The organism is Pseudomonas sp. PSPC2-3, from assembly GCF_049898265.1.
In the GTDB taxonomy this organism is placed as follows: domain Bacteria; phylum Pseudomonadota; class Gammaproteobacteria; order Pseudomonadales; family Pseudomonadaceae; genus Aquipseudomonas; species Aquipseudomonas veronii.
The window spans coordinates 40,399-66,448 of record NZ_JAFCXJ010000001.1; the positions used below are offsets into that span (position 1 = coordinate 40,399).

General features: G+C 61.5%; 22 protein-coding genes and 1 tRNA gene. 19 read left to right on the forward strand and 4 right to left on the reverse strand.

The features are described from left to right. Window positions 1–113 precede the first annotated feature (113 nt). From ACP7E3_RS00200 to ACP7E3_RS00210, 3 genes are all read left to right on the forward strand, one after another. Window positions 114–1,385 (forward strand): YeaH/YhbH family protein, encoded by a 1,272-nt coding sequence (locus tag ACP7E3_RS00200; RefSeq protein WP_017847815.1) that lies wholly within the window; start codon window positions 114–116, stop codon window positions 1,383–1,385. After that, window positions 1,382–2,944, forward strand: coding sequence for a SpoVR family protein (locus tag ACP7E3_RS00205; protein WP_108524962.1), 1,563 nt, complete (start codon window positions 1,382–1,384; stop codon window positions 2,942–2,944). Before ACP7E3_RS00200 ends, ACP7E3_RS00205 begins: the two co-directional genes overlap by 4 nt. A gap of 63 nt (window positions 2,945–3,007) precedes the next feature. Further along, complete coding sequence (locus ACP7E3_RS00210) at window positions 3,008–4,237, forward strand: multifunctional CCA addition/repair protein (protein WP_426122093.1); 1,230 nt, start codon at window positions 3,008–3,010, stop codon at window positions 4,235–4,237. On the opposite strand, the gene folK is transcribed toward ACP7E3_RS00210, so the two are convergent. Beyond that, on the reverse strand, window positions 4,232–4,750 hold the full coding sequence (folK, locus tag ACP7E3_RS00215; RefSeq protein WP_046381854.1) for a 2-amino-4-hydroxy-6-hydroxymethyldihydropteridine diphosphokinase: 519 nt from the start codon (window positions 4,748–4,750) through the stop codon (window positions 4,232–4,234). The genes ACP7E3_RS00210 and folK overlap by 6 nt on opposite strands. After that, window positions 4,741–5,094 (reverse strand): dihydroneopterin aldolase, encoded by a 354-nt coding sequence (gene folB / locus ACP7E3_RS00220; RefSeq protein ID WP_026140135.1) that lies wholly within the window; start codon window positions 5,092–5,094, stop codon window positions 4,741–4,743. The genes folK and folB overlap by 10 nt, the downstream gene beginning before the upstream one ends. 72 nt (window positions 5,095–5,166) lie before the next feature. On the opposite strand from folB, the gene plsY reads away from it, so the two are divergent. Further along, window positions 5,167–5,736: a glycerol-3-phosphate 1-O-acyltransferase PlsY gene (plsY, locus tag ACP7E3_RS00225; protein ID WP_046489144.1), complete on the forward strand. Its 570-nt coding sequence runs from the start codon at window positions 5,167–5,169 to the stop codon at window positions 5,734–5,736. Window positions 5,737–5,769: 33 nt separating this feature from the next. Here the strand turns inward: plsY and tsaD are convergent, their stop codons facing one another. Then, complete coding sequence (gene tsaD, locus ACP7E3_RS00230) at window positions 5,770–6,795, reverse strand: tRNA (adenosine(37)-N6)-threonylcarbamoyltransferase complex transferase subunit TsaD (protein ID WP_426122094.1); 1,026 nt, start codon at window positions 6,793–6,795, stop codon at window positions 5,770–5,772. 203 nt (window positions 6,796–6,998) lie between these two features. On the opposite strand from tsaD, the gene rpsU reads away from it, so the two are divergent. From rpsU to ACP7E3_RS00255, 5 genes are all read left to right on the forward strand, one after another. Then, complete coding sequence (rpsU, locus tag ACP7E3_RS00235; protein WP_002551877.1) at window positions 6,999–7,214, forward strand: 30S ribosomal protein S21; 216 nt, start codon at window positions 6,999–7,001, stop codon at window positions 7,212–7,214. 448 nt (window positions 7,215–7,662) lie between these two features. Beyond that, window positions 7,663–9,633 (forward strand): DNA primase, encoded by a 1,971-nt coding sequence (gene dnaG / locus ACP7E3_RS00240; protein WP_057005397.1) that lies wholly within the window; start codon window positions 7,663–7,665, stop codon window positions 9,631–9,633. 67 nt (window positions 9,634–9,700) lie between these two features. Beyond that, window positions 9,701–11,551 (forward strand): RNA polymerase sigma factor RpoD, encoded by a 1,851-nt coding sequence (gene rpoD / locus ACP7E3_RS00245; protein WP_017847823.1) that lies wholly within the window; start codon window positions 9,701–9,703, stop codon window positions 11,549–11,551. A gap of 133 nt (window positions 11,552–11,684) precedes the next feature. After that, window positions 11,685–15,428 (forward strand): EAL domain-containing protein, encoded by a 3,744-nt coding sequence (locus ACP7E3_RS00250; protein ID WP_169863690.1) that lies wholly within the window; start codon window positions 11,685–11,687, stop codon window positions 15,426–15,428. A gap of 15 nt (window positions 15,429–15,443) precedes the next feature. Beyond that, a tRNA-Ile gene (locus tag ACP7E3_RS00255) sits at window positions 15,444–15,520 on the forward strand. Window positions 15,521–15,594: 74 nt separating this feature from the next. On the opposite strand, the gene ACP7E3_RS00260 is transcribed toward ACP7E3_RS00255, so the two are convergent. Beyond that, on the reverse strand, window positions 15,595–16,020 hold the full coding sequence (locus ACP7E3_RS00260; RefSeq protein ID WP_017847825.1) for a VOC family protein: 426 nt from the start codon (window positions 16,018–16,020) through the stop codon (window positions 15,595–15,597). A 113-nt stretch (window positions 16,021–16,133) separates the two neighbouring features. On the opposite strand from ACP7E3_RS00260, the gene ACP7E3_RS00265 reads away from it, so the two are divergent. The 10 genes from ACP7E3_RS00265 (at window position 16,134) to pqqE (ending at window position 26,048) form a co-directional block, all read left to right on the forward strand. Continuing rightward, window positions 16,134–17,003, forward strand: a complete 870-nt coding sequence (locus tag ACP7E3_RS00265) for a LysR family transcriptional regulator (protein ID WP_079444821.1) — start codon at window positions 16,134–16,136, stop codon at window positions 17,001–17,003. Window positions 17,004–17,038: 35 nt separating this feature from the next. After that, complete coding sequence (locus tag ACP7E3_RS00270; protein WP_046381848.1) at window positions 17,039–17,485, forward strand: Lrp/AsnC family transcriptional regulator; 447 nt, start codon at window positions 17,039–17,041, stop codon at window positions 17,483–17,485. A gap of 165 nt (window positions 17,486–17,650) precedes the next feature. Next, window positions 17,651–19,333 (forward strand): flavin monoamine oxidase family protein, encoded by a 1,683-nt coding sequence (locus tag ACP7E3_RS00275; protein ID WP_169863694.1) that lies wholly within the window; start codon window positions 17,651–17,653, stop codon window positions 19,331–19,333. Window positions 19,334–19,344: 11 nt separating this feature from the next. Next, complete coding sequence (locus ACP7E3_RS00280; protein WP_426122095.1) at window positions 19,345–20,139, forward strand: carbon-nitrogen hydrolase family protein; 795 nt, start codon at window positions 19,345–19,347, stop codon at window positions 20,137–20,139. Between the two features lie 48 nt (window positions 20,140–20,187). Further along, entirely contained in the window at window positions 20,188–22,578 is a 2,391-nt protein-coding gene (gene pqqF / locus ACP7E3_RS00285; protein ID WP_426122096.1) for a pyrroloquinoline quinone biosynthesis protein PqqF, read from the forward strand. Window positions 22,579–22,737: 159 nt separating this feature from the next. Further along, entirely contained in the window at window positions 22,738–22,812 is a 75-nt protein-coding gene (gene pqqA, locus ACP7E3_RS00290; RefSeq protein WP_003194766.1) for a pyrroloquinoline quinone precursor peptide PqqA, read from the forward strand. A 71-nt stretch (window positions 22,813–22,883) separates the two neighbouring features. After that, the gene (gene pqqB / locus ACP7E3_RS00295) at window positions 22,884–23,795 is read left to right on the forward strand and encodes a pyrroloquinoline quinone biosynthesis protein PqqB (RefSeq protein WP_017847831.1); all 912 of its coding nucleotides are present in this window, start codon (window positions 22,884–22,886) and stop codon (window positions 23,793–23,795) included. Window positions 23,796–23,900: 105 nt separating this feature from the next. Next, window positions 23,901–24,653 carry a pyrroloquinoline-quinone synthase PqqC gene (gene pqqC / locus ACP7E3_RS00300; RefSeq protein WP_017847832.1) on the forward strand — a complete coding sequence of 251 codons (753 nt, stop codon included), beginning with the start codon at window positions 23,901–23,903 and terminating at the stop codon, window positions 24,651–24,653. Further along, window positions 24,650–24,925 carry a pyrroloquinoline quinone biosynthesis peptide chaperone PqqD gene (gene pqqD, locus ACP7E3_RS00305; protein ID WP_046381845.1) on the forward strand — a complete coding sequence of 92 codons (276 nt, stop codon included), beginning with the start codon at window positions 24,650–24,652 and terminating at the stop codon, window positions 24,923–24,925. Before pqqC ends, pqqD begins: the two co-directional genes overlap by 4 nt. After that, window positions 24,918–26,048 carry a pyrroloquinoline quinone biosynthesis protein PqqE gene (pqqE, locus tag ACP7E3_RS00310; protein ID WP_017847834.1) on the forward strand — a complete coding sequence of 377 codons (1,131 nt, stop codon included), beginning with the start codon at window positions 24,918–24,920 and terminating at the stop codon, window positions 26,046–26,048. Before pqqD ends, pqqE begins: the two co-directional genes overlap by 8 nt. Window positions 26,049–26,050: the final 2 nt, after the last annotated feature.

Here is a 26,050-nt window from a genome sequence, read left to right on the forward strand (position 1 = left end):
GGCAGCGACGGGCGTGTACTGCCGGGCCCATGGCCTGGCAGTCGACCGCTTGTCTCTAAGCTTCCAGCTCGCGGCTTGAAGCTTGTAACGTGAAGCTGCCCGGAGGGCTCCCCATGAGCTATGTGATCGACCGACGCCTCAATGGCAAGAACAAGAGCACGGTAAACCGTCAACGTTTCCTGCGGCGTTACCGTGACCACATCAAAAAGGCCGTTGAAGAGGCCGTCAGCCGCCGTTCCATCACCGACATGGAGCATGGCGAACAGATCAGCATTCCCGGACGGGACATCGACGAACCGGTGCTGCACCACGGCCGGGGGGGCAAGCAGACTGTCGTGCATCCAGGCAACAAGGAGTTCACCACCGGCGAACACATCCAGCGCCCCCAAGGCGGTGGCGGCGGCAAGGGCCCCGGCAAGGCGGGTAACTCCGGCGAAGGCATGGATGAGTTCGTGTTCCAGATCACCCAGGAAGAATTCCTCGAATTCATGTTCGAAGACCTCGAACTGCCCAACCTGGTCAAGCGCAACCTGACCGGCACCGACACGTTCAAGACCGTGCGCGCCGGGATCAGCAACGAAGGCAACCCTTCCCGGATCAACATCATCCGCACCCTGCGTTCGGCACACGCCCGGCGCATCGCCCTGTCCGGCAGCAGCCGCGCCAAATTGAAGGAGGCCAAGGAAGAGTTGGCGCGTTTGAAACGCGAAGAACCGGACAACTTCGGCGATATCCAGGAAATCGAGACAGAAATCGAGAAACTCAGCGCGCGCATTCACCGCGTGCCGTTCCTCGACACCTTCGACTTGAAATACAACCTGTTGGTCAAACAACCCAACCCAAGCTCCAAGGCGGTGATGTTCTGCCTGATGGACGTGTCCGGCTCCATGACCCAGGCCACCAAAGACATCGCCAAGCGCTTTTTCATCCTGCTGTACCTGTTCCTCAAGCGCAACTACGACAAGATCGATGTGGTATTCATCCGCCACCACACCAGCGCCCGGGAAGTCGATGAGGAGGAATTCTTCTATTCACGGGAAACCGGCGGCACCATCGTCTCCAGCGCGTTGAAACTGATGCAGGAAATCATGGCCGAGCGCTACCCGGCCAACGACTGGAACATCTACGCGGCGCAGGCCTCCGACGGCGACAACTGGAATGACGACTCGCCGATCTGCCGCGACATCTTGATCAACCAGATCATGCCATTCGTGCAGTACTACACTTATGTCGAGATCACCCCCCGTGAGCACCAGGCGCTGTGGTTCGAATACGAGCGCATCGGCGAAGCCTTCGCCGACACGTTCGCCCAACAGCAATTGGTCTCGGCCGGCGATATCTATCCGGTCTTCCGTGAACTCTTCCAGCGCAGGTTAGTGACATGACCGCCAAAGAGCATAAACGCCAACCCATTTCCACGGGGTCTGAGTGGACCTTTGAACTGATCCAGGCCTACGACCGGGAAATCAGCCGCATCGCGGCCGGTTATGCCCTGGACACCTATCCCAACCAGATCGAAGTGATCACCGCCGAACAGATGATGGATGCCTACGCTTCGGTAGGCATGCCCCTGGGTTACCACCATTGGTCCTACGGCAAACACTTCCTCAGCACCGAAAAGTCCTACAGCCGCGGCCAGATGGGTCTGGCCTACGAAATCGTGATCAACTCCGACCCTTGCATCGCCTACCTGATGGAAGAAAACACCATCTGCATGCAGGCGCTGGTGGTGGCTCATGCCTGCTACGGGCATAACAGTTTCTTCAAGGGCAACTACCTGTTTCGCACCTGGACCGACGCCAGCTCGATCATCGATTATCTGGTGTTCGCCAAGCAGTACATCATGCAGTGCGAGGAGCGCCACGGCATCGATGCGGTGGAAGACTTGCTCGACTCCTGCCATGCCCTGATGAACTACGGCGTCGATCGCTACAAACGCCCGTATCCGATTTCCGCCGAAGAAGAACGCCTGCGCCAGAAGGAGCGCGAGGAACACCTGCAGAAGCAGATCAACGACCTGTGGCGCACCATTCCCAAACGCGCCGATAAAAACAGCGACAAGGACAATGCGCGCTTCCCCGCCGAACCTCAGGAAAACATCCTGTATTTCCTGGAAAAGCACGCGCCCCTGCTGGAGCCGTGGCAACGGGAAATCGTGCGTATCGTGCGCAAGATCGCCCAGTACTTTTACCCACAGCGCCAGACCCAGGTGATGAACGAAGGCTGGGCGACGTTCTGGCACTACACCCTGATAAACGACCTGTACGACGAAGGCTTGGTCACTGACGGCTTCATGATGGAGTTCCTCACTTCCCACACCAGCGTGGTGTTCCAACCCGGCTTCGACAGCCCGTACTACAGCGGCATCAACCCGTATGCGCTGGGCTTTGCCATGTATCGCGACATCCGGCGCATGTGCGAAAACCCCACTGAGGAAGACCGCCACTGGTTCCCGGAAATCGCCGGCACCGACTGGCTTTCCACCATCAAGTTCGCCATGAGCAGCTTCAAGGACGAGAGCTTCATCCTGCAGTACCTGTCGCCCAAGGTGATTCGCGACCTCAAGCTGTTCAGCATCCTCGATGACGACCTCAAGGACGACCTGGTGGTGCCGGCCATCCACGACGAGCCCGGCTACCGCACCATTCGCGAAACCCTGGCGGCGCAGTACAACCTGGGCAACCGCGAGCCCAACGTGCAGATCTACAGCATCGACGTGCGCGGCGACCGCTCGCTGACCCTGCGTCACCAGCAGCACGACCGCAAACCCCTGGGCGAGTCCACCGAGGAAGTACTCAAGCACCTGCATCGGCTGTGGGGGTTCGACATCCACCTGGAAACCCTGCAGGGCGATCAGGTGATGAAAACCCACCACGTCCCCCCACGCAGCGATCACAACGATAACGACTACGGCCGCCTGGACCTGGCCGTCGTTCATCTCTGAAACGGCAAAGCCTCCATTGGCCGGGCACAGGCGTTATCCTGTGCGGCTAATGGAGGCTTTTTCATGAAAATCTACAAAGTCGGCGGCGCGGTGCGTGACCGCCTTCTGGGCATCAAGGTCACCGATATCGACCGTGTCGTCGTCGGCGCAACGGCCGAGGAAATGCTCGCCAAGGGCTATAAACCGGTGGGCGCGGACTTCCCGGTATTCCTCGACCCGAAAAACGGCGACGAATACGCCCTCGCCCGTACCGAGCGCAAGAGTGGCCGGGGCTATGGCGGCTTTGTGTTTCACGCCAGCCCGGACGTCACGCTGGAAGAAGACCTGATCCGCCGCGACCTGACCATCAACGCCATGGCAGAGGACGACGACGGCAGGCTGACCGACCCCTATCACGGCCAGCGCGACCTTGAAGCCCGCATTTTACGCCACGTTTCCCCGGCGTTCGCCGAAGATCCCCTGCGCGTATTGCGGGTTGCGCGCTTTGCTGCGCGCTACGCCCACCTGGGTTTTACAGTGGCGCCGCAAACCCTGGACCTGATGCGTCAACTCAGCGAATCCGGTGAACTCGAAGCCCTGACGCCGGAGCGCAGCTGGAAGGAAATTTCCCGTGCCCTGATGGAAGATCAGCCCCAGGTATTCATCCAGGTGCTGCGCGATTGCGCCGCACTGAACACCTTGATGCCGGAAGTCGATGCCCTGTTCGGCGTGCCGCAGCCCGCAGCCCATCACCCCAAGATCGACAGCGGTGCTCACACCTTGAGCGTGCTCGAACAGGCCGCTTTGCATCACCAGCCGCTGACAGTGCGCTGGGCCTGCCTGCTGCATGACGTCGGCAAAGGCCTGACGCCTGTGGATAAGTTGCCACAGCATATTGCCCATGAGCAGCGCGGCCTGAAGCTGATCAAGGCGGTCAATGAACGCTTCAAGGCGCCGAGGGACTGCCAGGAACTGGCGCTGTTGGTGGGCCAATACCACACCCATGGCCATCGTGCCCTGGAGCTTAAAGCCTCGACATTACTGGAATTGCTGCAGAGTTTTGACGTTTACCGGCGGCCGCAGCGCTTTGAAGAGTTCGTGGTCGCCTGCGAAATGGACGCCCGCGGCCGCAAGGGCTTGGAACAACGCAGTTATCCACAGGCGGATTATTTACGCGGCGCCGCAAAGGCTGCGCGCGAGGTCGCGGTGGCGCCGTTGCTGGAGAAGGGTTTCAAGGGCCCCGAACTGGGCGAGGCCCTGAAGCGCGAACGGCTCAAGACCTTGAAAGCCTACAAGGAACAGCACGCCCTATAGCAGCGCGCTCGGCGTCAGTTGCTGGCCCCGCCATTCGAATCCGACGGGCGCCAGCACCTGATCGATCTGTGCATCCCGCCACAGCTCAGCCAGCGTCTTGCCCACTTCAGGGTGCACACGATCCGGCGCCATCATCGACAACGGCCACAGCACGAAGGCGTTTTTCAGGATTTCTGCACGCGGCAGGATCAGGCCATCGAAGTTGCCCACCAGATCGCCATACAGCAGCACGTCGATATCCAGCGGCAGGCCCTTGCGATCCGGCGCGTAACGGCCATTGTCGGCCTCGATGGATTTCAGCCGGCGATCCAGCTCCATCAACGACAGGTCGGTATAGGCCGACACCACCAGATTGAAGAACAGCCCGCTCTTGATGCCCACCGGCTGGCTCTCGAACACCGCCGAGCAGCGCATGTCGATCAAGAAGCCCGCGAGTGCATCCAGGCCCGCGCACAGATGGGGCTCGCGCTCGATATTGCTGCCAAGACCAAGGTAAACCTGAGTTAGCGACATCCGCGCTCGATCTCCACGCCCACGCCCTTGGCGGCCGGCACGGCCCCCGGCTTGGTCAACTTGAGGTGCAGCCAGGGAATCTGGAACTCGCTCATCAGCACTTCGGCCAGACGCTCGGCAAAGGTTTCCACCAACTGGTACTGCGACTGCTCGGCAAAGGCCTGGATACGCGCGGACACACTGGCGTAATCCAGTGCCAGGGTGAGGTCGTCACCCGCAGCGGCCGGGCGGTTGTCCCAGGCGAAACTCAGGTCCAGGCGCAAGCATTGCTTGATGCCGCGCTCCCAGTCGTAGGCCCCGATCACGGTGTCGACTTCCAGGCCTTCGATAAACACTCTGTCCAAGCTCTTCTCCGCAGCACGACAAGGGCGCGATGCCCCGTTAGAATCAGGGCGTCCTCGCCCGGAATAGTTAGCATGTTTTGGTCACTGGCGATTTTCGCCTACCTGCTCGGCTCGCTGTCCTTCGCCATTTTGCTCAGCCGCCTGACGGGAAATCCCGACCCGCGAATGGGTGGCTCAGGCAATGCCGGCGCCACCAACATGCTGCGCCTGGCCGGCAAGAAGCTCGCCGTGCTGACGCTGCTGGGCGACGTGTGCAAGGGCCTGTTGCCCGTACTGATCGCCAGCCTTGCCGGCCTTACTCTGCAACAGCAAGCCTGGATTGGCGTGTGCGCCGTCCTCGGCCATCTGTTTCCGTTGTACTTCCGTTTTCGCGGCGGCAAGGGTGTCGCCACGGCGGCCGGCATGCTGCTGGGGATCTACCCTCCGGCGGCGCTGCTGGCCATGCTCGCTTGGCTGCTGACCTTCTACCTGACCCGCACCAGCTCGCTGGCCGCGCTGATCGCCACGCCGCTCACCCTGCCGTTGCTGGCCTGGCAGGAACCGGCGGCGCTGTTGCCGATGAGTGTGCTGACCCTGCTGATCGTCTGGCGCCATCGCGGCAATTTACGCGACCTGTTTGCCGGGCGCGAACGGCATTTTTAAATCCGGCCGATGAATTCCGCTCACCTTGAGCGCCTACAACGGTGACAACTGCTCCATCGGCCAGCGTGCCTGCACGCTGATCGCCAGGCTTTCGTGCTGCCCGGCCTGCAGGCGCTGGCAACCGGCATAAGCGATCATCGCGCCGTTGTCGGTGCAGAATTCAGGGCGCGCATAGAACACATCGCCCTTCATGTCGCCGAGCATTTTTTCCAGGGATGCGCGCAAGGCCTTGTTGGCGCTGACGCCGCCTGCGATCACCAGGCGCTGCATGCCCGCCTGTTTCAGGGCGCGCTTGCACTTGATGGTCAAAGTCTCCACCACCGCCTGCTGGAACGCCAGCGCGATGTCGCAACGGGCTTGCTCACTGTCGTCCCCGGCGCTGACGCTGTGCTGCCAGGTATTCAGGGCAGAGGTCTTCAAACCGCTGAAGCTGAACATCAGCCCCGGGCGATCACACATCGGACGCGGGAAGGTATAGCGACCGGCGACGCCTTTTTCGGCCAGGCGCGCGATTTCCGGACCGCCGGGATAATTGAGGCCCATCATCTTCGCGGTCTTGTCGAACGCCTCACCGGCGGCATCGTCCAGGGACTCGCCCAATAGCGTGTATTGACCGATCCCATCGACCTGAACCAGCTGCGTATGGCCACCCGAAACCAACAAAGCGACGAACGGGAACTGCGGCGGTGTTTTTTCCAGCATCGGCGCCAGTAAATGGCCTTCCATATGGTGTACGCCGAGGGCCGGAATGTCCCAGGCAAATGCCAGCGCTTGGGCGCAAGAAGCCCCAACCAGCAGGGCTCCGACCAATCCGGGGCCGGCGGTGTAGGCGATCGCATCGATCTCGGTCGGCACACAGCCGGCCTCGTCCAGCACCCGCCGAATCAACGGCAGCATGCGTTTGACGTGATCACGGCTGGCAAGCTCCGGCACCACGCCGCCATAGGCGCGATGCAAGTCGATCTGACTGAACAGCGCATCGGCCAAAAGCCCGCGTTCACTGTCGTAAAGTGCGACACCGGTTTCGTCGCAGGAGGTTTCAAGTCCCAGTACTAGCATGGGTTTGCGCCTTGTAGAGGCTGAATTCGAAGGCGCGCATAATAGTCGCCACTCCCCCTCCCGACTAGCGGTTTTCGATCAGAGGCTTTGCATTCCTGGCAATGAGGGGTTAACATCCGCAACCCTTAAAAACCGACGACCTCAGCCGCGAATTTTTTGCGACGAGAACGTTGATTCCCGGTAATGAAAGAAGGTAGCTCTGGATGCCAGCCGTCAAAGTAAAAGAGAACGAACCCTTCGACGTAGCTCTGCGTCGTTTCAAGCGCTCCTGCGAAAAAGCCGGTGTTCTGGCTGAAGTTCGTAGCCGCGAATTTTACGAGAAGCCAACTTCTGAGCGTAAGCGTAAAGCAGCAGCCGCTGTTAAGCGTCACGCCAAGAAAGTTCAGCGCGAGCAGCGCCGCGCCGTTCGTCTGTACTAATACACAGACGTTCGTAGCAAGCTTCTGCCAAGCCCGGCCCTAAGCCGGGCTGTTGGCATTTGCGGATATCGCTTGATGCTTCACCGTCGACGCCGCCCACGCGACCGAGACACTGCTTCACACGTCAGGACTGGCTCTTCTGCCAGCGGTGCGCGTCTCTTCTGACGAGTCTAACAAGGCTACTGACGAGCACACTTATTTCTTCAAGCAGACGATCGACTGTGTCGGCTGTGCCCATCGATGCGCTTCCGAGGCCCGCCATTGGCCAAGACCGGACGCCGGGGCAACATTTCTTCGCCGAACAGACTGAGTAGAAATTAACGTCAGTGGATGTTCGGCAGATACACTTCCTGACAGCCCAAGCAGACGATTGATGGTCGAGCCATACGATACGTGCGCTTGAGCACTTCACGGGCCCTCATTTCCACGCAGTGATGACGAGAACGCCATGGCCGGGCTGATTCCCCAGAGCTTTATTGACGACCTTCTGAACCGCACCGACATCGTCGATGTGGTCAGCTCGCGCCTGCAAATGAAGAAGGCGGGCAAGAACTACACCGCCTGCTGCCCGTTCCACAAGGAAAAGACCCCGTCGTTCAGCGTCAGCCCCGACAAGCAGTTCTACTACTGCTTCGGCTGCGGCGCGGGCGGCAACGCCCTCGGCTTTATCATGGACCACGACAACCTGGACTTCCCCCAGGCCGTCGAGGAACTGGCCAAAGCCGCCGGCATGGAAATCCCCCGCGAAGAAAGCGGCCGCCCGCACAAACCGCGGCAACCCACCGATTCGCCGCTGTACCCGCTGCTGACCGCCGCCGCCGACTTTTATCGCCAGGCGCTCAAGAGCCATCCGCAGCGCAAGGCCGCCGTCGACTACCTCAAGGGGCGCGGCCTCACCGGCGAAATCGCCCGCGACTTCGGCCTGGGCTTCGCCCCGCCGGGCTGGGACAACCTGTACAAACACCTGAGCAGCGACACCCTCCAGCAAAAAGCCATGATCGACGCCGGCCTGCTGGTGGAAAACGCCGAGACCGGCAAGCGCTACGACCGCTTCCGCGACCGCGTGATGTTCCCGATCCGCGACAGCCGTGGCCGGATCATCGCCTTCGGCGGCCGGGTGCTCGGGGACGACAAGCCCAAGTACCTCAACTCGCCGGAAACCGCAGTGTTTCACAAGGGCCAGGAACTCTATGGCCTGTTCGAAGCGCGCAAGAACAACCGCAACCTCGACGAAATCATCGTGGTTGAAGGCTATATGGACGTGATCGCCCTCGCCCAGCAAGGCCTGCGCAATGCCGTGGCGACCCTGGGCACCGCCACCAGCGAAGAACACTTGAAGCGCCTGTTCCGCGTAGTGCCCAGCGTGCTGTTCTGCTTCGACGGCGACCAGGCCGGCCGCAACGCTGCCTGGCGCGCCCTCGAAGCCACGCTGCCGTGCCTGCAGGACGGGCGCCGCGCACGCTTCTTGTTCCTGCCCGAAGGCGAAGACCCGGACACCCTGGTCCGCTCCGAAGGCACCGACGCCTTCCGCGCGCGCATCAACCAGCATGCGCAGCCGCTGGCGGACTATTTCTTCCAGCAACTGACCGAAGAAGCCGACCCGCGCTCCCTCGAAGGCAAGGCGCACATGGCCACCCTCGCGGCGCCGCTGATCGACAAAGTGCCGGGCGCGAACCTGCGCACCCTGATGCGTCACCGCCTGCTGGAAATCACCGGACTGAGCGGCGAAGCGGTCAGCCAGCTGGTCCACAGCGCACCGCAAGATGCGCCGCCGGCCTACGACCCAGGCATGGATTACGACGCCATGCCGGACTATTCCGACTTCCACCAACCGCAGGAGGCCTACACGCCCCAGCAGGAGTGGACACCGAAAAAGCCCGGCGCCGGCGGCAAGAAATGGGACAAGAAGCCCTGGAACAAAAACGGCAAGCGTGGTGACCGCGACGAGGCCTACGCCCCGCGCACCCCGGTGGCCGTAGAGGCGCCGACGCTGATTGCCCTGCGCACGCTCATCCACCATCCGCAATTGGCGGGCAAGGTCGAGAGTGCCGAGCACTTTGCCAACGAGAGCAATACCTATGCCCAGGTACTGATCGCGCTGATCGAGGCGGTGCAGAAAAATCCTAAGCTAAACTCCATTCAGCTGATGGCTCGCTGGCATGGCACCGAACAAGGGCGGTTGTTGAAAGCACTCGCAGAAAAGGAGTGGCTAATTGACGGCGATAACCTTGAACAACAGTTTTTAGACACCATTACTAGGTTATCCGCGGGTCAGCACACGCAGACCCTCGATGAACTCATCAAGAGAGCGAGGCAGCCGGGATTATCGGCTGAAGAGCAAATTCAGATAGCAAAACAGATGCGTGACCTCTTAAAACAGAATGTTTCCGCATCAAACCCGACCTCAGCTGGCGCGTGAGGTCATAGCTCGGGTATAATCCTCGGCTTGTTTTTTGCCCGCCAAGACCTTCAGTGGATAGGGTGTTATGTCCGGAAAAGCGCAACAGCAGTCTCGTATCAAAGAGTTGATCACCCTGGGTCGTGAGCAGAAGTATCTGACTTACGCAGAGGTCAACGATCACCTGCCTGAGGATATTTCAGATCCAGAGCAGGTGGAAGACATCATCCGCATGATCAACGACATGGGGATCCCCGTACACGAGAGTGCTCCGGATGCGGACGCCCTTATGTTGGCCGACGCCGATACCGACGAGGCAGCCGCTGAAGAAGCCGCTGCCGCGTTGGCCGCGGTGGAGACCGACATCGGTCGCACGACTGACCCTGTACGCATGTATATGCGTGAAATGGGTACCGTCGAGTTGCTGACACGCGAAGGCGAAATCGAAATCGCCAAGCGTATTGAAGAGGGTATCCGTGAAGTGATGGGCGCAATTGCGCACTTCCCTGGCACGGTTGACCACATTCTCTCCGAGTACACTCGCGTCACCACCGAAGGTGGCCGCCTGTCCGACGTCCTGAGCGGTTATATCGACCCGGACGACGGCATTGCGCCACCTGCTGCCGAAGTGCCGCCGCCTGTCGACCCGAAAGCCGTGAAAGCGGACGACGATGCCGAAGACGACGATGCCGAAGCCAGCACCGACGACGAAGATGAAGTCGAAAGCGGTCCAGACCCGATCATCGCTGCCCAGCGTTTCGGTGCGGTTTCCGATCAAATGGAAATCACCCGCAAGGCCCTGAAAAAGCACGGTCGCTCCAACAAGCTGGCAATTGCCGAGCTGGTGGCGCTGGCTGAGCTGTTCATGCCGATCAAGCTGGTGCCGAAGCAATTCGAAGGCCTGGTCGAGCGTGTTCGTAGCGCCCTTGAGCGTCTGCGCGCACAAGAGCGGGCGATCATGCAGCTCTGTGTGCGTGATGCGCGCATGCCGCGTACCGACTTCCTGCGCCAGTTCCCGGGCAACGAAGTTGACGAAAGCTGGACCGACGCTCTGGCCAAGGGCAAGGCGAAATACGCCGAAGCCATTGGTCGCCTGCAGCCCGATATCATTCGTTGCCAGCAGAAGCTGACCGCACTTCAGACCGAAACCGGTCTGACGATTGCCGAGATCAAGGACATCAACCGTCGCATGTCGATCGGTGAGGCCAAGGCCCGCCGCGCGAAGAAAGAGATGGTTGAAGCGAACTTGCGTCTGGTGATCTCCATTGCCAAGAAGTACACCAACCGTGGCCTGCAATTCCTCGATCTGATCCAGGAAGGCAACATCGGCTTGATGAAGGCGGTGGACAAGTTCGAATACCGTCGCGGCTACAAGTTCTCGACTTATGCCACCTGGTGGATCCGTCAGGCGATCACTCGCTCGATCGCCGACCAGGCCCGCACCATCCGTATTCCGGTGCACATGATCGAGACGATCAACAAGCTCAACCGTATTTCCCGGCAGATGTTGCAGGAAATGGGTCGCGAACCGACCCCGGAAGAGCTGGGCGAACGCATGGAAATGCCTGAGGATAAAATCCGCAAGGTATTGAAGATCGCTAAAGAGCCGATCTCCATGGAAACCCCGATCGGTGATGACGAAGACTCCCATCTGGGCGACTTCATCGAAGACTCGACCATGCAGTCGCCAATCGATGTAGCCACCGTTGAGAGCCTTAAAGAAGCGACCCGCGACGTACTGTCCGGCCTCACTGCCCGTGAAGCCAAGGTACTGCGCATGCGTTTCGGCATCGACATGAATACCGACCACACCCTTGAGGAAGTCGGTAAACAGTTTGACGTGACCCGCGAGCGGATTCGTCAGATCGAAGCCAAGGCGCTGCGCAAGTTGCGTCACCCGACGCGAAGCGAGCATCTGCGCTCCTTCCTCGACGAGTGATCCCAGAACCCCCGGCCCAGGCCGGGGGTTTTGCTTTCTACCGATTACTTTTTATAGATTCACCGCCGCGCCCTCCCTCCCCCGCAATGCCCGTCTACACTCGAAACATTCCCCGTGCCATAACGAGACCGTTATGCCCAGATTGCCGACCGTGCTTTTGCTGTCGCTGCTGACCTGGACCGCAACGGCTGGCGCCTTGACTCTCACGGAGGATGAGCGTGGCTGGTTGGCGGACCATCAGGAGCTGCGCCTGGGGGTGGATGCCTCCTGGCCGCCCTTCGAATACCGCGACGAGAACGGACGCTACCAAGGCTTGGCGGCGGATTACGTGCGCCTGATCCAAGACCGCCTGGGCGTCCGGATCAAGCTGATCGAGCCGGTGAACTGGAGCGCCGTCCTCGAACAGGCCCGCAACAACCAGCTCGACCTGCTGCCGGGCATCATGTCCACCCCCGAGCGCCAGGCCTACATGGCGTTCACGCGGCCTTACCTGGACTTCCCCATCGTCATCCTCGCCCATGAAGGCGGTGCGCAACCGCACAACCTGAAGGACCTCTATGGGTTGAAGATTGCCGTGGTGGAGAACTACGCGCCCCATGAATTGCTGCGCACCCACCACCCCGACCTCAACCTGGTGGCCTTGCCGAATGTCAGCTCGACCCTGCAGGCGCTGGCCACCGATGAAGTGGACGCAGTAGTCGGCGACCTGGCTTCGAGCGTATGGAGCCTGCGCCAACTCAAGCTCGATGGCTTGTACGTCAGCGGTGAAACGCCCTACCGCTACCAACTGGCGATGGGCGTGCCTCGTGAAAACAAAATGCTGGTAGGGATTCTGGACAAGGTCCTCGCTGACCTCAGCCCGGACGAAACGCAAGCGATCCAGCGACACTGGGTCGGCAGCCTCACCGATCACCACACGTTCTGGACGGATCTGCTGACGTATGGCCTGCCCACGATACTGCTGCTGAGCAGCGTATTGGTCGTCGTGATTCGGATCAATCGTCGGCTCAGTTCGGAAATTTCCCGCCGCGTCGCCCTCGAGCAGGAACTGCGCAGCAGCGAATATCACTATCGCGGCCTGGTGGAGAGCTTGTCCGCCATTGCCTGGGAAGCCAGCATTAGTGATTTCACCTACAGTTACGTGTCTCCGCATGCCGAAGAACTGCTCGGTTACCCCCGCGCCCATTGGCTGATTCCAGGCTTCTGGCGCAGCATCATTCACCCCGCCGACCTGACGCGCACCGAAGCCTATTGCTACCGCGAAACCCGCGCCAGCCGTGATCACAGCGTCGATTACCGGGTGATCACCGCCGACGGCCGTTGCCTGTGGGTACGCGACATTGTCAGCCTGATCGAACACGGCCATGAACCGGTACTCCGTGGCTTGATGATCGACATCAGTGACGCCAAGCGCACGGAAGAGGCGCTGCAATTGTCCGAGCAAAAATTTGCCTCGGTGTTCCAACAGTGCCCAGACATTCTGGTGATCGCACGAATGTCCGACGGCTGCCTGTTGGAGGTCAACAAAGCGTTTGAGGACCAGGTGGGCCTGAAGGCCGAAGACGTGATCGGTAAAACCGCTACGTCGCTGAATATCTGGGGTATCCCGGGCATCGGCCCGGACCTGCTGCAACGGCTGCAGACCACCAGCATCCGCAACCTGGAAATGCGCTTTCTGCGCAGCAACGGCCAAGCCTTTACCGGGCTGATTTCCGCCGAACCGTTCCAACTCGACACGACCGAAGCCCTGGTAGTTGTGGTGCGAGACATCACCCAGCTCAAGGAAACCCAGCAACAGCTGCAAACCTCCGAAGAGAAATTCGCCAAGGCCTTCCATGCCTCGCCCGACGGTTTGCTTTTGAGCCGTCAGAGCGATGGCCAACTGATCGAGGTCAACGAAGGGTTCAGCCGCATTACCGGCATCGCCAGCGTGAGTTCCCTCGACCAGTCGACCCTGGACCTGGGCATCTGGGTCGACCTCAACGAACGCAAACACATGCTGGAGCTGCTGCAACGCGACGGGTTTGTCCGCGATTTCATCTGCCATATCCGCCGCAGCGACGGGCAGATCCGGCTCTGCGAGTTGTCCAGCCGTCCGCTGCCCATCGGCGATGACGACTGCATGCTGACCATCGCCCGGGACATTACCGAGCGCCAACAGATGCAGGAAAAACTGCAACAGGCCGCTACCGTCTTCGAAAGCACCGCCGAAGGCGTGTTGATCACCGACACCCGGCAAAACATCAGCGCCGTGAACCGCGCCTTCAGCGAGATCACCGGCTACAGCGAAGCCGAAGCCCTCGGCCACACCCCGCGCCTGCTCGCCTCCGGCCTGCATGACAGCGCATTCTATGCCGCGATGTGGCACCAGTTGACCACTCACGGGCATTGGCAGGGCGAGATCTCCAACCGTCGCAAGAATGGCGAGGTCTACCCCAGTTGGCTGACCATCAGCGCCGTGCGCAACCGCGACCAGGCGATCACGCACTTCGTCGCGGTGTTTGCCGACATCTCCAGCCTCAAACACGCCCAGGCCCGCCTCGACTACCAGGCCCATCACGACCCGCTGACCGGCCTGCCCAACCGCACCCTGTTTGAAAACCGGCTACAGGCCGCGCTCAACAATCAACAGGAGAGCGGCCACCAGGGCGCCGTGCTGTTCCTCGACCTGGATCGCTTCAAACATATCAACGACAGCCTCGGCCACCCGATCGGCGACCTGCTGCTCCAGAACATCGCCGTGCGCCTCAAGGAGCAACTGCGCGACATCGACACCGTCGCCCGCCTGGGCGGCGACGAGTTCATCATCCTCCTGCCCGGCCTGCAGCAAGCCAGCGACGCCCAGCACCTGGCCAATAAACTGCTGGCCTGCTTCACCCCGCCGTTCCAGGCGGGTGAGCACGAGTTTTTTATCAGCGCCAGCATCGGCACCAGCCTGTACCCCCAGGACGGCATGGACGTCGCCACCCTGGTCAAAAACGCCGACGCCGCGATGTACCGCTCCAAGGCCAAGGGCCGCAACCGCGTCGAAGGCTACACCCGCGACCTGACCGCCCAGGCCAAAGAACGCGTGGCGCTGGAACATGAACTGCGCCGGGCCATCGAACGCGATGAGCTGAGCCTGTATTACCAACCCAAACGGAGCCTGGAGACCCAGGAACTGATCGGCGCCGAAGCGCTGATCCGCTGGCACCACCCGACCTTCGGCGACGTACCGCCCGAACACTTCATCGCCCTGGCCGAAGAGAACGGCATGATCCTGCAGATCGGCGATTGGGTCCTGGAGCAGGCCTGCCAACAAATGCACGCCTGGCAAACCGTCTTCGATCACTTCGGCCCGCTGTCAGTCAACCTCGCCGGCGCACAACTGCGCCAGCCCAACCTGCTGTCACGCATCGAACAGCTACTGCGCGATTACCGCCTCGAACCCGGCTGCCTGCAACTGGAGATCACCGAAAACTTCATCATGAGCCAGGCCGAAGAAGCGCTGGACGTGCTGCACCAACTCAAACGCCTGGGCGTACAACTGGCGATCGATGATTTCGGCACCGGCTATTCATCCCTCAGCTACCTCAAGCGCCTGCCCCTGGACTTCCTGAAAATCGACCAATCCTTCATCCGCGGCCTGCCCGACGACCCCCACGACGTGGCGATCGTGCGCGCCATCATTGCCCTGGGCCACAGCATGCAATTCACCATCATCGCCGAAGGCGTAGAAACCCCCGCACAACAAACCTTCCTCGCCGCCGAGGGCTGCGAACAGATGCAAGGCTACATCGTCAGCCTGCCCCTGCCCCCGGAGCTTTTTGCCGCGACGTTTCTTCGTATGAGGGTTCAGGATTTTTCGGATAGCACAGCGGAGAAACCATCGCTATAATCCGCGACCTGTTAAGGGCCTATAGCTCAGTTGGTCAGAGCAGAGGACTCATAATCCTTTGGTCCACGGTTCAAGTCCGTGTGGGCCCACCAACTCCAAAGCCGCGCATTGCGCGGCTTTTGTGTGTCTGTCGCTGCCGTTTTAGCCAGCGCCCTCGCCCTCAGGCTCACGTCGCAAACAACTGCCCGATATCCCGGAACGCCTTGAACTCCAACGCGTTACCGCAGGGGTCAAACAAAAACAGTGTCGCCTGCTCCCCCACCTGGCCTTTGAAGCGAATGTGCGGTTCCAGCACGAACGCGGTCTGCCGCGCCTGCAAGCGCGCCGCCAGGGCATGCCAGTCGTCCCAGCTCAATACCACGCCGAAATGCGGCACGGGGACGTCGTGGCCGTCGACAGCATTGGTGTGCGCCGCAGCCTGGGAGGCTGTTTTGGGGTGTTCATGAATCACCAGTTGATGGCCGAAGAAGTTGAAGTCGACCCAGTGGTCGCTGGAGCGCCCCTCTTGCAGGCCGAACACGTCAGCGTAGAAATGCCGGGCAGCGGCCAGGTCGAATACCGGAATGGCCAAGTGAAAAGGTGCCAGTGTCATCAGGTCAAACCTCTGCGGATCGTGGAGAGGCTTGAGTTTAGCCTTGCTGCTGGCGATGAAAAGACGATAGTTTTTGCGCCGAGCTCAAATAATTTCGATGAGTTGAGGCGCCCATGCTGCGTGAATTGAAGACCTTTATCGCGGTAACGCGCCACGGTACGTTCGCCGCGACGGGCATGCATATCGGGCTGACGCAATCGGCGGTCAGTGCGCAGATTCGTCAACTGGAGCAGGCGCTCGGGGTGGCGTTGTTCGACCGCACCGGGCGCCAGGCTACGCTGAATGCCGCAGGCGTTCGCGCCTTGCCGCTGGCCAAGGAGATTCTGGAGACGTTCAACCGCATGGCAGTGCCGGTGGATGCCAATGAATACCGGGGCGAGCTGAAAGTCGGGGCGATCAGCACTGCGCAGACCGGGTTGTTGCCCCAGGCCCTGGTCCGGTTACGTCAGGCCGCGCCGACCGTGGAATGCAAGTTGGTGCCCGGCGTGTCCCTGGAATTGCTGAGCCAGGTGGACGCTGGCGAGCTGGACTCGGCGATTATCATTCGACCGCCTTTTGACTTGCCTAAGGAGCTGCACGTACAGGTGCTGCGCAAGGAGCCTTTTGCGCTGATCGTGCCGCATGCACTGGCAGGCGATGACCCCTTGCAGTTGCTCGGCAGCCAACCCCATGTGCGCTACGACCGGGCGTCGTTTGGCGGTCGATTGGTCAGCCGGTTTCTGCGCGAGCAGAAGCTCGAGGTGCGGGTGGCGCTAGAGTTGGATGAGCTGGAAGCCATCGTCAAGATGGTCGAGTGTGGCCTGGGGGTGTCGCTGATTCCTCAGGCGGGGCTGTGGCTCGAACGCTCGCCCCAGGTACGAATTATTCCGCTAGGCCATCTGACCTTTTACCGGGAGATCATCCTGCTCAGTCGCTACAACCACCGCAACCTGCCCGTGCCGCAACTGTTTGCCCGCTGTCTGTTGGCTGACGCAAGCCTGTAACATATGCCCCCTATCCGTCCGCACCGGAGCTGCCCTTGCCTGTCCTCGATGAAATCGACCGCCAACTGATCTCCGCATTGCAGATCAATGCCCGTGAAAGCGTCGCCATGCTGGCACGGCAACTCGGCATTGCGCGCACCACGGTGACGTCGCGCCTGGCTCGTCTGGAGAAAACCCAGGTGATTACCGGTTATGGCGTGCGCCTCGGCCAGCGTGTGGTGGATGGCGGGCTGCAGGCGTATGTCGGCATCACCGTGCAGGCGCGCTCGGGCAAGGACGTGCTGCGCAAGCTCAGCGCCATGGCCCAGGTTCAGCAACTGTGCGCGGTGAGCGGCGAGTTCGATTACGTGGCATGGCTGCGCACCGATTCGCCAGAACAGCTCGATCAATTGCTGGACCAGATCGGCAGCGTCGACGGCGTGGAAAAAACCACCACGTCGATCATCCTCAGCAACAAACTCGATCGCAGACAACCAATCTGACCGCCAACCTCGTCACTTTGACTGAAAACAATTCAATTCGACGACACTTTGCGTCTTATTAACGAACGCTACGCTCCCTAAACTGGCTGCCATCTTTTCCTATACTCAGCGGGTACGTCCCGCGAGCCGCTAGTAAGGTCAGCCATGAGCATTCCGTCCAGCAGCATCAGCAAGACCAATCGCCACCCCGCCGACGGTAAAAAACCGATCACCATCTTCGGCCCGGATTTCCCCTTTGCGTTTGATGACTGGATCGAACACCCCGCCGGCCTGGGCAGTATTCCGGCCGCCAACCACGGCGCCGAAGTGGCGATCGTCGGCGCCGGGATCGCCGGCCTGGTGGCCGCCTACGAACTGATGAAGCTGGGCCTCAGGCCCGTGGTGTACGAGGCCTCGAAGATGGGCGGCCGTTTGCGCTCCCAGGCGTTTGAAGGCGCCGAAGGGATCATCGCCGAGTTGGGCGGCATGCGTTTCCCGGTGTCGTCCACCGCGTTCTACCACTATGTCGACAAGCTCGGCCTGGACACCAAACCCTTCCCCAACCCGCTGACGCCGGCTTCCGGCAGCACGGTCATCGACCTGGAAGGCCAGACCCACTACGCACAAAAACTGTCCGATTTGCCTGCACTGTTCCAGGAAGTGGCTGACGCGTGGGCCGACGCCCTGGAAGCCGGCTCGCAGTTCGGCGATATCCAGCAAGCCATCCGCGACCGCGACGTGCCGCGCCTCAAGGCGCTGTGGAACAAACTCGTGCCGCTGTGGGACGACCGCACCTTCTACGACTTCGTCGCCACCTCCAAGGCCTTTGCCAAGCTGTCCTTCCATCACCGCGAGGTGTTTGGCCAGGTCGGCTTCGGCACCGGTGGCTGGGATTCGGACTTCCCCAACTCCATGCTGGAAATCTTCCGCGTGGTGATGACCAACTGCGACGACCATCAACACCTGGTGGTCGGCGGCGTGGCGCAGGTGCCCATGGGTATCTGGCGCCATGTGCCGGAGCGCTGCGCCCACTGGCCGGCGGGCACCAGCCTGAGTTCGCTGCACAGCGGCGCGCCACGGGCCGGGGTCAAGCGCATTGCCCACGCGCCCGGCGGCCGTTTCGCCGTGACCGACAACTACGGCGATACCCGCGAATACGCCGCCGTGCTGACCACCTGCCAAAGCTGGCTGCTGACCACCCAGATCGAATGCGACGAAACCCTGTTCTCGCAAAAGATGTGGATGGCCCTGGACCGCACCCGCTACATGCAATCGTCGAAGACCTTCGTGATGGTCGACCGCCCGTTCTGGAAAGACAAAGACCCGCAAACCGGCCGCGACCTGATGAGCATGACCCTCACCGATCGCCTGACCCGTGGCACTTACCTGTTCGACAACGGCGACGACAAGCCGGGCGTGATCTGCCTGTCGTACTCATGGATGAGCGATGCGCTGAAAATGCTCCCGCAGCCCATCGATAAACGCGTGAAGCTGGCCCTCGACGCACTGAACAAGATCTACCCGAAAGTCGACATCAAGGCGCGCATCATCGGCGACCCGATCACCGTGTCCTGGGAAGCCGACCCTCATTTCCTCGGGGCCTTCAAAGGTGCGTTGCCTGGTCACTATCGCTACAACCAGCGGATGTACGCGCACTTCATGCAGAAGGACATGCCCGCCGAGCAACGTGGGATTTTTATCGCCGGCGATGACGTATCCTGGACACCGGCCTGGGTCGAAGGCGCGGTGCAAACCTCATTGAACGCGGTGTGGGGCATCATGACCCACTTCGGCGGCCACACTCACCCAGAGAACCCGGGGCCGGGTGATGTGTTCGATGAAATCGGGCCAATTGCCCTGGCCGATTAAGGAGCCAAGCCATGCGTGTCGCCCTGTACCAATGCCCGCCGCTGCCGCTGGACGTGACCGGCAACCTCGAGCGCCTGCACCGACTCGCGCATGAGGCATCCGGCGCCGACCTGCTGGTGCTGCCGGAGATGTTCCTCACCGGCTACAACATCGGTGCCGAAGCTGTCGGCGCATTGGCCGAGGCGCAGGATGGCGAGTCGGCGCGAACGATTGCCGAACTGGCGCGAAGTGCCGGGCTGGCAATCCTGTACGGCTACCCGGAGCGCGCCGCGAACGGGCAGATCTATAACGCCGTGCAGTTGGTCGATGCCCACGGCCAGCGCCTGTGCAACTACCGCAAGACGCACCTGTTCGGCGACCTCGATCATTCGATGTTCAGTGCCGGCGGCGATGATTTTCCGCTGGTGGAACTCAACGGTTGGAAACTGGGCGTGCTGATCTGTTACGACCTGGAGTTCCCGGAAAACACGCGGCGCCTGGCCCTGGCCGGCGCCGACCTGATCGTGGTGCCCACCGCGAATATGGTGCCGTTCGACTTTGTCGCCGACGTCACCGTGCGGGCGCGGGCTTTCGAGAACCGGTGCTACGTGGCCTACGCCAATTACTGCGGGCACGAAGGCGAGATTCAGTATTGCGGGCAAAGCAGCATCGCCGCGCCGGATGGGCAGCGAATCGCCCAGGCAGGCCTGGATGAAGCCTTGATCGTCGGCACGCTGGAACACCAATCGATTCTCGATGCCCGCGCCGCCAATGACTACCTGCAAGACCGCCGCCCCGAACTGTACGGCACGCTGCACAAGCCCTGATCTGGAGGGTTTGCTAGCATAGGCACTTCCCTCGTATCGGAAGTGCCCATGCCTGCGCCGGCCCAGCCCCATCACCTTCACCTGACCCTGGCCAACGGCCTGCGGGTTTCCCTGCGCCATGCCCCGCGTTTAAAGCGTTGCGCCGCTGTTTTGCGGGTGGCGGCCGGCAGCCATGACGTGCCGTTGGCGTGGCCCGGCCTGGCGCACTTTCTGGAACATCTGTTGTTTCTTGGCACTGAGCGTTTTCCGAGCGATGAAGGGCTGATGACCTACGTGCAGCGCCACGGTGGCCAGGTCAATGCCAGCACCCGCGAGCGCACCACGGATTTCTTCGTTGAACTGCCGTTGTCGACCTTTGCCGATGGGCTCGAACGCCTGGCCGATCTGCTGACCCATCCGCGCCTGGCGCTGGACGATCAACTGCGCGAGCGCGAAGTGCTGCACGCGGAGTTCATCGCCTGGTCCCAGGACGCCAACGCGCAACAACAGGTCGCGCTGCTGGAGGGCCTGGCGGCCGATCATCCGCTGCGCGGCTTCCATGCGGGTAATCGCGACAGCCTGCCGGTGGAACGTCAGGCGTTTCAGCAAGCATTGCGGGATTTCCACCAGCACTTCTATCAGTCGGGGCAAATGACCTTGAGTCTGGCCGGCCCACAACCGCTGGCAGAACTGGAACGCCTGGCGCGGCGCTTCAGTGAGCAACTGCGCGCCGGCCCGCGACACCCGCAGGCGGCCCCGCCGGCGCTGATGCCCGCTCATACACAGCATTTCCAACACAGCGCCGACGGCCATCTGCATCACGTCATCAGCGTCGACGCCCCCAGGGAAGCCCTGGATTTCCTTTGTTTCGGGCTCAACGCCTCGGCGCCCGGCGGGCTGCGCGCGGAACTGCAAGCGCGGCAATTGGCGAGCACTGTGCAGGCCTCCGTGCTCTACCATTTCGCCGGGCAAGCGCTGCTGGATCTCGACTTTACCCTCGGAACTCAAAGCGACGCGGCGACACAGATCGAAGCGTTGTTGTACGACTGGCTGAGCTTTTTCGCACACAGCGACTGGACATCTCTGCGCGAGGAATTCGCCCTGCTCAACGCACGCCAACAGCAGGTCCAAGGCGCCCTCGCGTTGGCGCGGCATGACAGCGAAGAACTCGAAGCGCCGGTGTCGGAGCAGCACGTTGCCGCCCTCAAGACCCTGCTCGACGCCCTGCCGCTGCAAGCCTGCCGACATGCGTGGCAACTGCCGCCCAACAACCCGTTCCTGCGCCCACCCGTGAAGGACGAACGCGCCGGCCTGATTCGCGGCCAGACCAGCGCCCACCGGGGCCTGCGCACCTTTGCCCAGGACCGTTCCCGAGGGCGGCGAGAGCTGTCGGCGTTGTCGTTCAGCCCGGCGTTGGCCGATGCCCAAGAGGAAGGCGCGCTCTACCTGCGCTGGCGGCTGGATTGCGCGCGCCCATCGACGCTGGAAAACACCCTGGCACCGTTGCGCGAAAATGCCCGCCAGGCCGGCGTCGACTTATCCTTCGACGCGATCGGCAATGACTGGCTGGTGAAGATGGTCGGTCTTCACCAACCCATGCCGGCGATACTCGATGAACTCGCGCGCAGCCTGAACCTGCTTGAGGAGGATCGGCAACACGCCCCTGCCGGCACACCGCTGATTGCCATCCGGCAATTGCTCAAGGCGCTGCCGGCGTGCTGTGTCGGCGTTCGACCAAACCCGCCTGCGCCCTCGCTGTCGTGGGCCCACGCACGCTGGGAAGGCCTGGGCATTGGGCTGCCCGCCCACTGCGAAGCGGCGCTCAGATCCGCCGCCACCCGCTTGCCCGGGCAACCGGCCATTCTTGAATCCGAATGCCCCAGCCTCAACGGCCAGCGTCTATGGCATGAGGTCCACACCGATGCCCACGATGCGGCCCTGCTGCTGTTCTGCCCGACGCCGACGCGCGCCCTGGCAGATGAAGCCGCATGGCGCCTGCTGGCGCACCTGCTCCAAGGGCCGTTCTACCAACGCCTGCGGGTAGAACTGCAAATCGGCTACGCGGTGTTCAGCGGTATCCGACAGATCAATGGGCAAACCGGCCTGCTGTTTGGCGTGCAGTCGCCCAGCGTTTCCCTTGAGGGCATCATGCAGCACCTGCGCACCTTCCTCACGCAATTGCCGGCATTGATCGACGCCAGCGACGACCTCGGCCACCCAGCGCTGGCGCAACAATTCACGGCGCAGGCGCTGCCCCTCGCCCAGGCCGCCGAACTGTTGTGGCAGGCGCGCCTGGCCGGCCATCCAGCGGATTATCTGACGCTGCTTCAACACCAGATCCAAGCCCTGACGCACGCGGATCTGCAGCGCGCCGCCCAACAGGTGCAGGACGCCGCGGGCGGCTGGCGCTGCATCGCCAACGGCCCGCGCAGCGGCGGTGACTGGCAATCGGCAGACTGATCGTTGCCGCTGCCGCAATAGGCTTTTTCCACCAAGACAGCGCTAACTTGGAAAAAAATGCGTAATATTCATAGGCACACATCTGAACATCTCCGACTGGAGGTGGACTATATGTATTACTTGGTAGTAAACGTCCCATCCCTTCGTAGGAGTAAGAATATGACTTGGTCCAAACCTGCTTACACTGATCTGCGCATCGGTTTCGAAGTGACTATGTACTTCGCCAGCCGCTGATTGGCTGGGTAAGACAACGCCTCGGCTCGTCCGGGGCGTTTTTGTTTTCAGCTTTGTTTGATGGAGCGGCCATGTTTGTCCAGATTCTAGGTTCCGCCGCCGGCGGCGGCTTCCCGCAGTGGAACTGCAATTGCGCGAACTGCGCAGGCTTTCGTGATGGCAGCCTGCGAGCGCAGGCGCGTACCCAGTCATCCATCGCGATTTCCGACGATGGCGTGAACTGGGTACTGTGCAATGCCTCGCCGGATATCCGCGCACAACTGCAGGGCTTCGCGCCGATGCAACCCGGCCGCGCCCTGCGCGACACCGGCATCAGCGCGATCATCCTGATGGACAGCCAGATCGACCACACCACTGGCCTGCTGAGCCTGCGCGAAGGCTGCCCGCACCAGGTGTGGTGTACCGACATGGTCCATGAAGACCTCAGCAGCGGTTTCCCGCTGTTCACCATGCTCACCCATTGGAATGGCGGCCTGGCCTGGAACCGTATCGAGCTGGACGCCAGCTTCACCATCCCGGCCTGCCCCAACCTGCGTTTCACCCCGCTGCCGCTGCGCAGTGCCGCACCGCCGTATTCGCCGCACCGCTTCGACCCGCACCCCGGCGACAATATCGGCCTGATCGTCGAAGACCTGCGCACCGGCGGCAAACTGTTCTACGCCCCAGGGCTGGGCAAGGTGGACGCGCCATTGCTGGAAATCATGGCCGGCAGCGACTGCCTGCTGGTGGACGGCACGATGTGGGACGATGATGAAATGCAGCGCCGTGGCGTCGGCACCCGCACCGGCCGCGAGATGGGCCACCTGGCGCAGAACGGCCCCGGTGGCATGCTCGAAGTGCTGGAACACCTGCCGAAGCAGCGCAAGGTACTTATCCACATCAACAACACCAACCCGATCCTCGATGAAGATTCTCCCGAGCGGGCCGAGCTGGTGCGGCGCAATGTCGAAGTGGCTTACGACGGCATGAGCATTGAACTGTAGGAGCGAGCTTGCTCGCGAAAAACGCAAGAACACCGCAGATATTCAGGGTGCACGCGTCACCGTTAACGACCTTCGCGAGCAAGCTCGCTCCCACAGGAGACCCATATGACTGATATACCGATGAGCACCGATGCATTTGAAAAAGCCCTGCGGGCCAAGGGCGCCTTCTACCATATCCATCACCCGTACCACGTGGCGATGTATGAAGGCCGCGCCACCCGCGAGCAGATCCAGGGCTGGGTCGCCAACCGCTTCTACTATCAAGTGAACATCCCGCTGAAGGACGCCGCGATCCTGGCCAATTGCCCGGACCGTGAAATCCGCCGCGAGTGGATTCAGCGCCTGCTCGACCACGACGGCGCCCCCGGCGAAGACGGCGGCATCGAAGCCTGGCTGCGCCTGGGCCAGGCCGTCGGCCTCGACCCGGACCAACTGCGCTCCCAGGAGCTGGTGTTGCCCGGCGTGCGCTTTGCGGTGGACGCCTACGTCAACTTCGCCCGCCGCGCCTGCTGGCAGGAAGCCGCCAGCAGCTCGCTGACCGAACTGTTCGCGCCGCAGATCCACCAATCGCGCCTCGACAGCTGGCCGCAGCATTACCCGTGGATCGACCCCACCGGCTATGAGTATTTCCGCACCCGCCTGGGCCAGGCCCGCCGCGATGTCGAACATGGCCTGGCGATCACCCTGCAGCACTACACCACCCGCGAAGGCCAGGAGCGTATGCTGGAAATTCTGCAGTTCAAACTGGACATCCTGTGGAGCATGCTCGATGCCATGAGCATGGCCTACGAATTGAAACGCCCGCCCTATCACAGCGTGACCACACAGCGGGTCTGGCATAAAGGGATCGCCCTATGAGCTTTGATCGCAGCAAGAAACCGACCTGGCGCCAGGGTTATCGCTACCAGTACGAGCCTGCGCAAAAAGGCCATGTACTGCTCTACCCCGAGGGCATGATCAAGCTCAATGAAAGTGCCGCCTTGATCGGTGGACTGATCGACGGCGAGCGCGACGTCGCCACGATCATCGGTGAGCTGGATAAACAATTTCCCGGTGTGCCTGAGCTGGGCAATGACGTAGAGCAATTCATGGAGGTCGCCCGTGCCGAGCACTGGATCACCCTTGCCTGAAAAACCAGCCATCGGCCTGCCCTTGTGGCTGCTCGCCGAGCTGACCTATCGCTGCCCGCTGCAGTGCCCGTATTGCTCCAACCCGCTGGATTTCGCCGAGCAGGGCAAGGAGCTGAGCACCGAGCAGTGGTTCAAGGTATTTCGCGAAGCCCGTGAGATGGGCGCCGCGCAGTTGGGCTTTTCCGGCGGTGAACCGCTGGTGCGCCAGGACCTCGCCGAACTGATCGCCGAAGCGCGCAAGCTGGGCTTCTACACCAACCTGATCACCTCCGGCATCGGCCTGACCGAGCAGAAGATCAGCGACTTCAAGAAGGCTGGCCTGGACCACATCCAGATCAGCTTCCAGGCCAGCGACGAACAGGTGAACAACCTGCTGGCCGGCTCGAAAAAGGCCTTCGCGCAAAAGCTGGAAATGGCCCGCGCAGTGAAGGCCCATGGCTACCCGATGGTGCTGAACTTCGTCACCCATCGGCACAATATCGACAAGATCGACCGCATCATCGAGCTGTGCATTGCGCTGGAAGCGGATTTTGTCGAACTCGCCACCTGCCAGTTCTATGGCTGGGCGCAGCTCAATCGTGTGGGGTTGTTGCCGACCCAGGAACAGTTGGTGCGCGCCGAACGCATCACCAACGAATACCGCGCCAAGCTCGAAGCCGAAGGGCACCCGTGCAAGCTGATTTTCGTCACCCCGGATTACTACGAAGAACGCCCGAAAGCCTGCATGAACGGCTGGGGCAGCATCTTTCTGACCGTAACTCCGGACGGTACCGCCCTGCCCTGCCACGGCGCCCGACAGATGCCGGTGCAGTTTCCCAACGTGCGCGACCACAGCATGCAGCACATCTGGTACGACTCTTTCGGTTTCAACCGCTTTCGCGGCTACGACTGGATGCCCGAGCCGTGCCGTTCATGCGATGAAAAGGAAAAGGACTTCGGCGGCTGCCGCTGCCAGGCGTTCATGCTGACCGGGGATGCGAGCAATGCCGACCCGGTGTGCAGCAAGTCCGAGCACCACGGCATCATCCTTCAAGCACGGGAAGAGGCCGAACACGCCACCCAGACCATCGAGCAACTGGCCTTTCGCAACGAGCGCAACTCACGACTCATCGCAAAAAGCTGAGG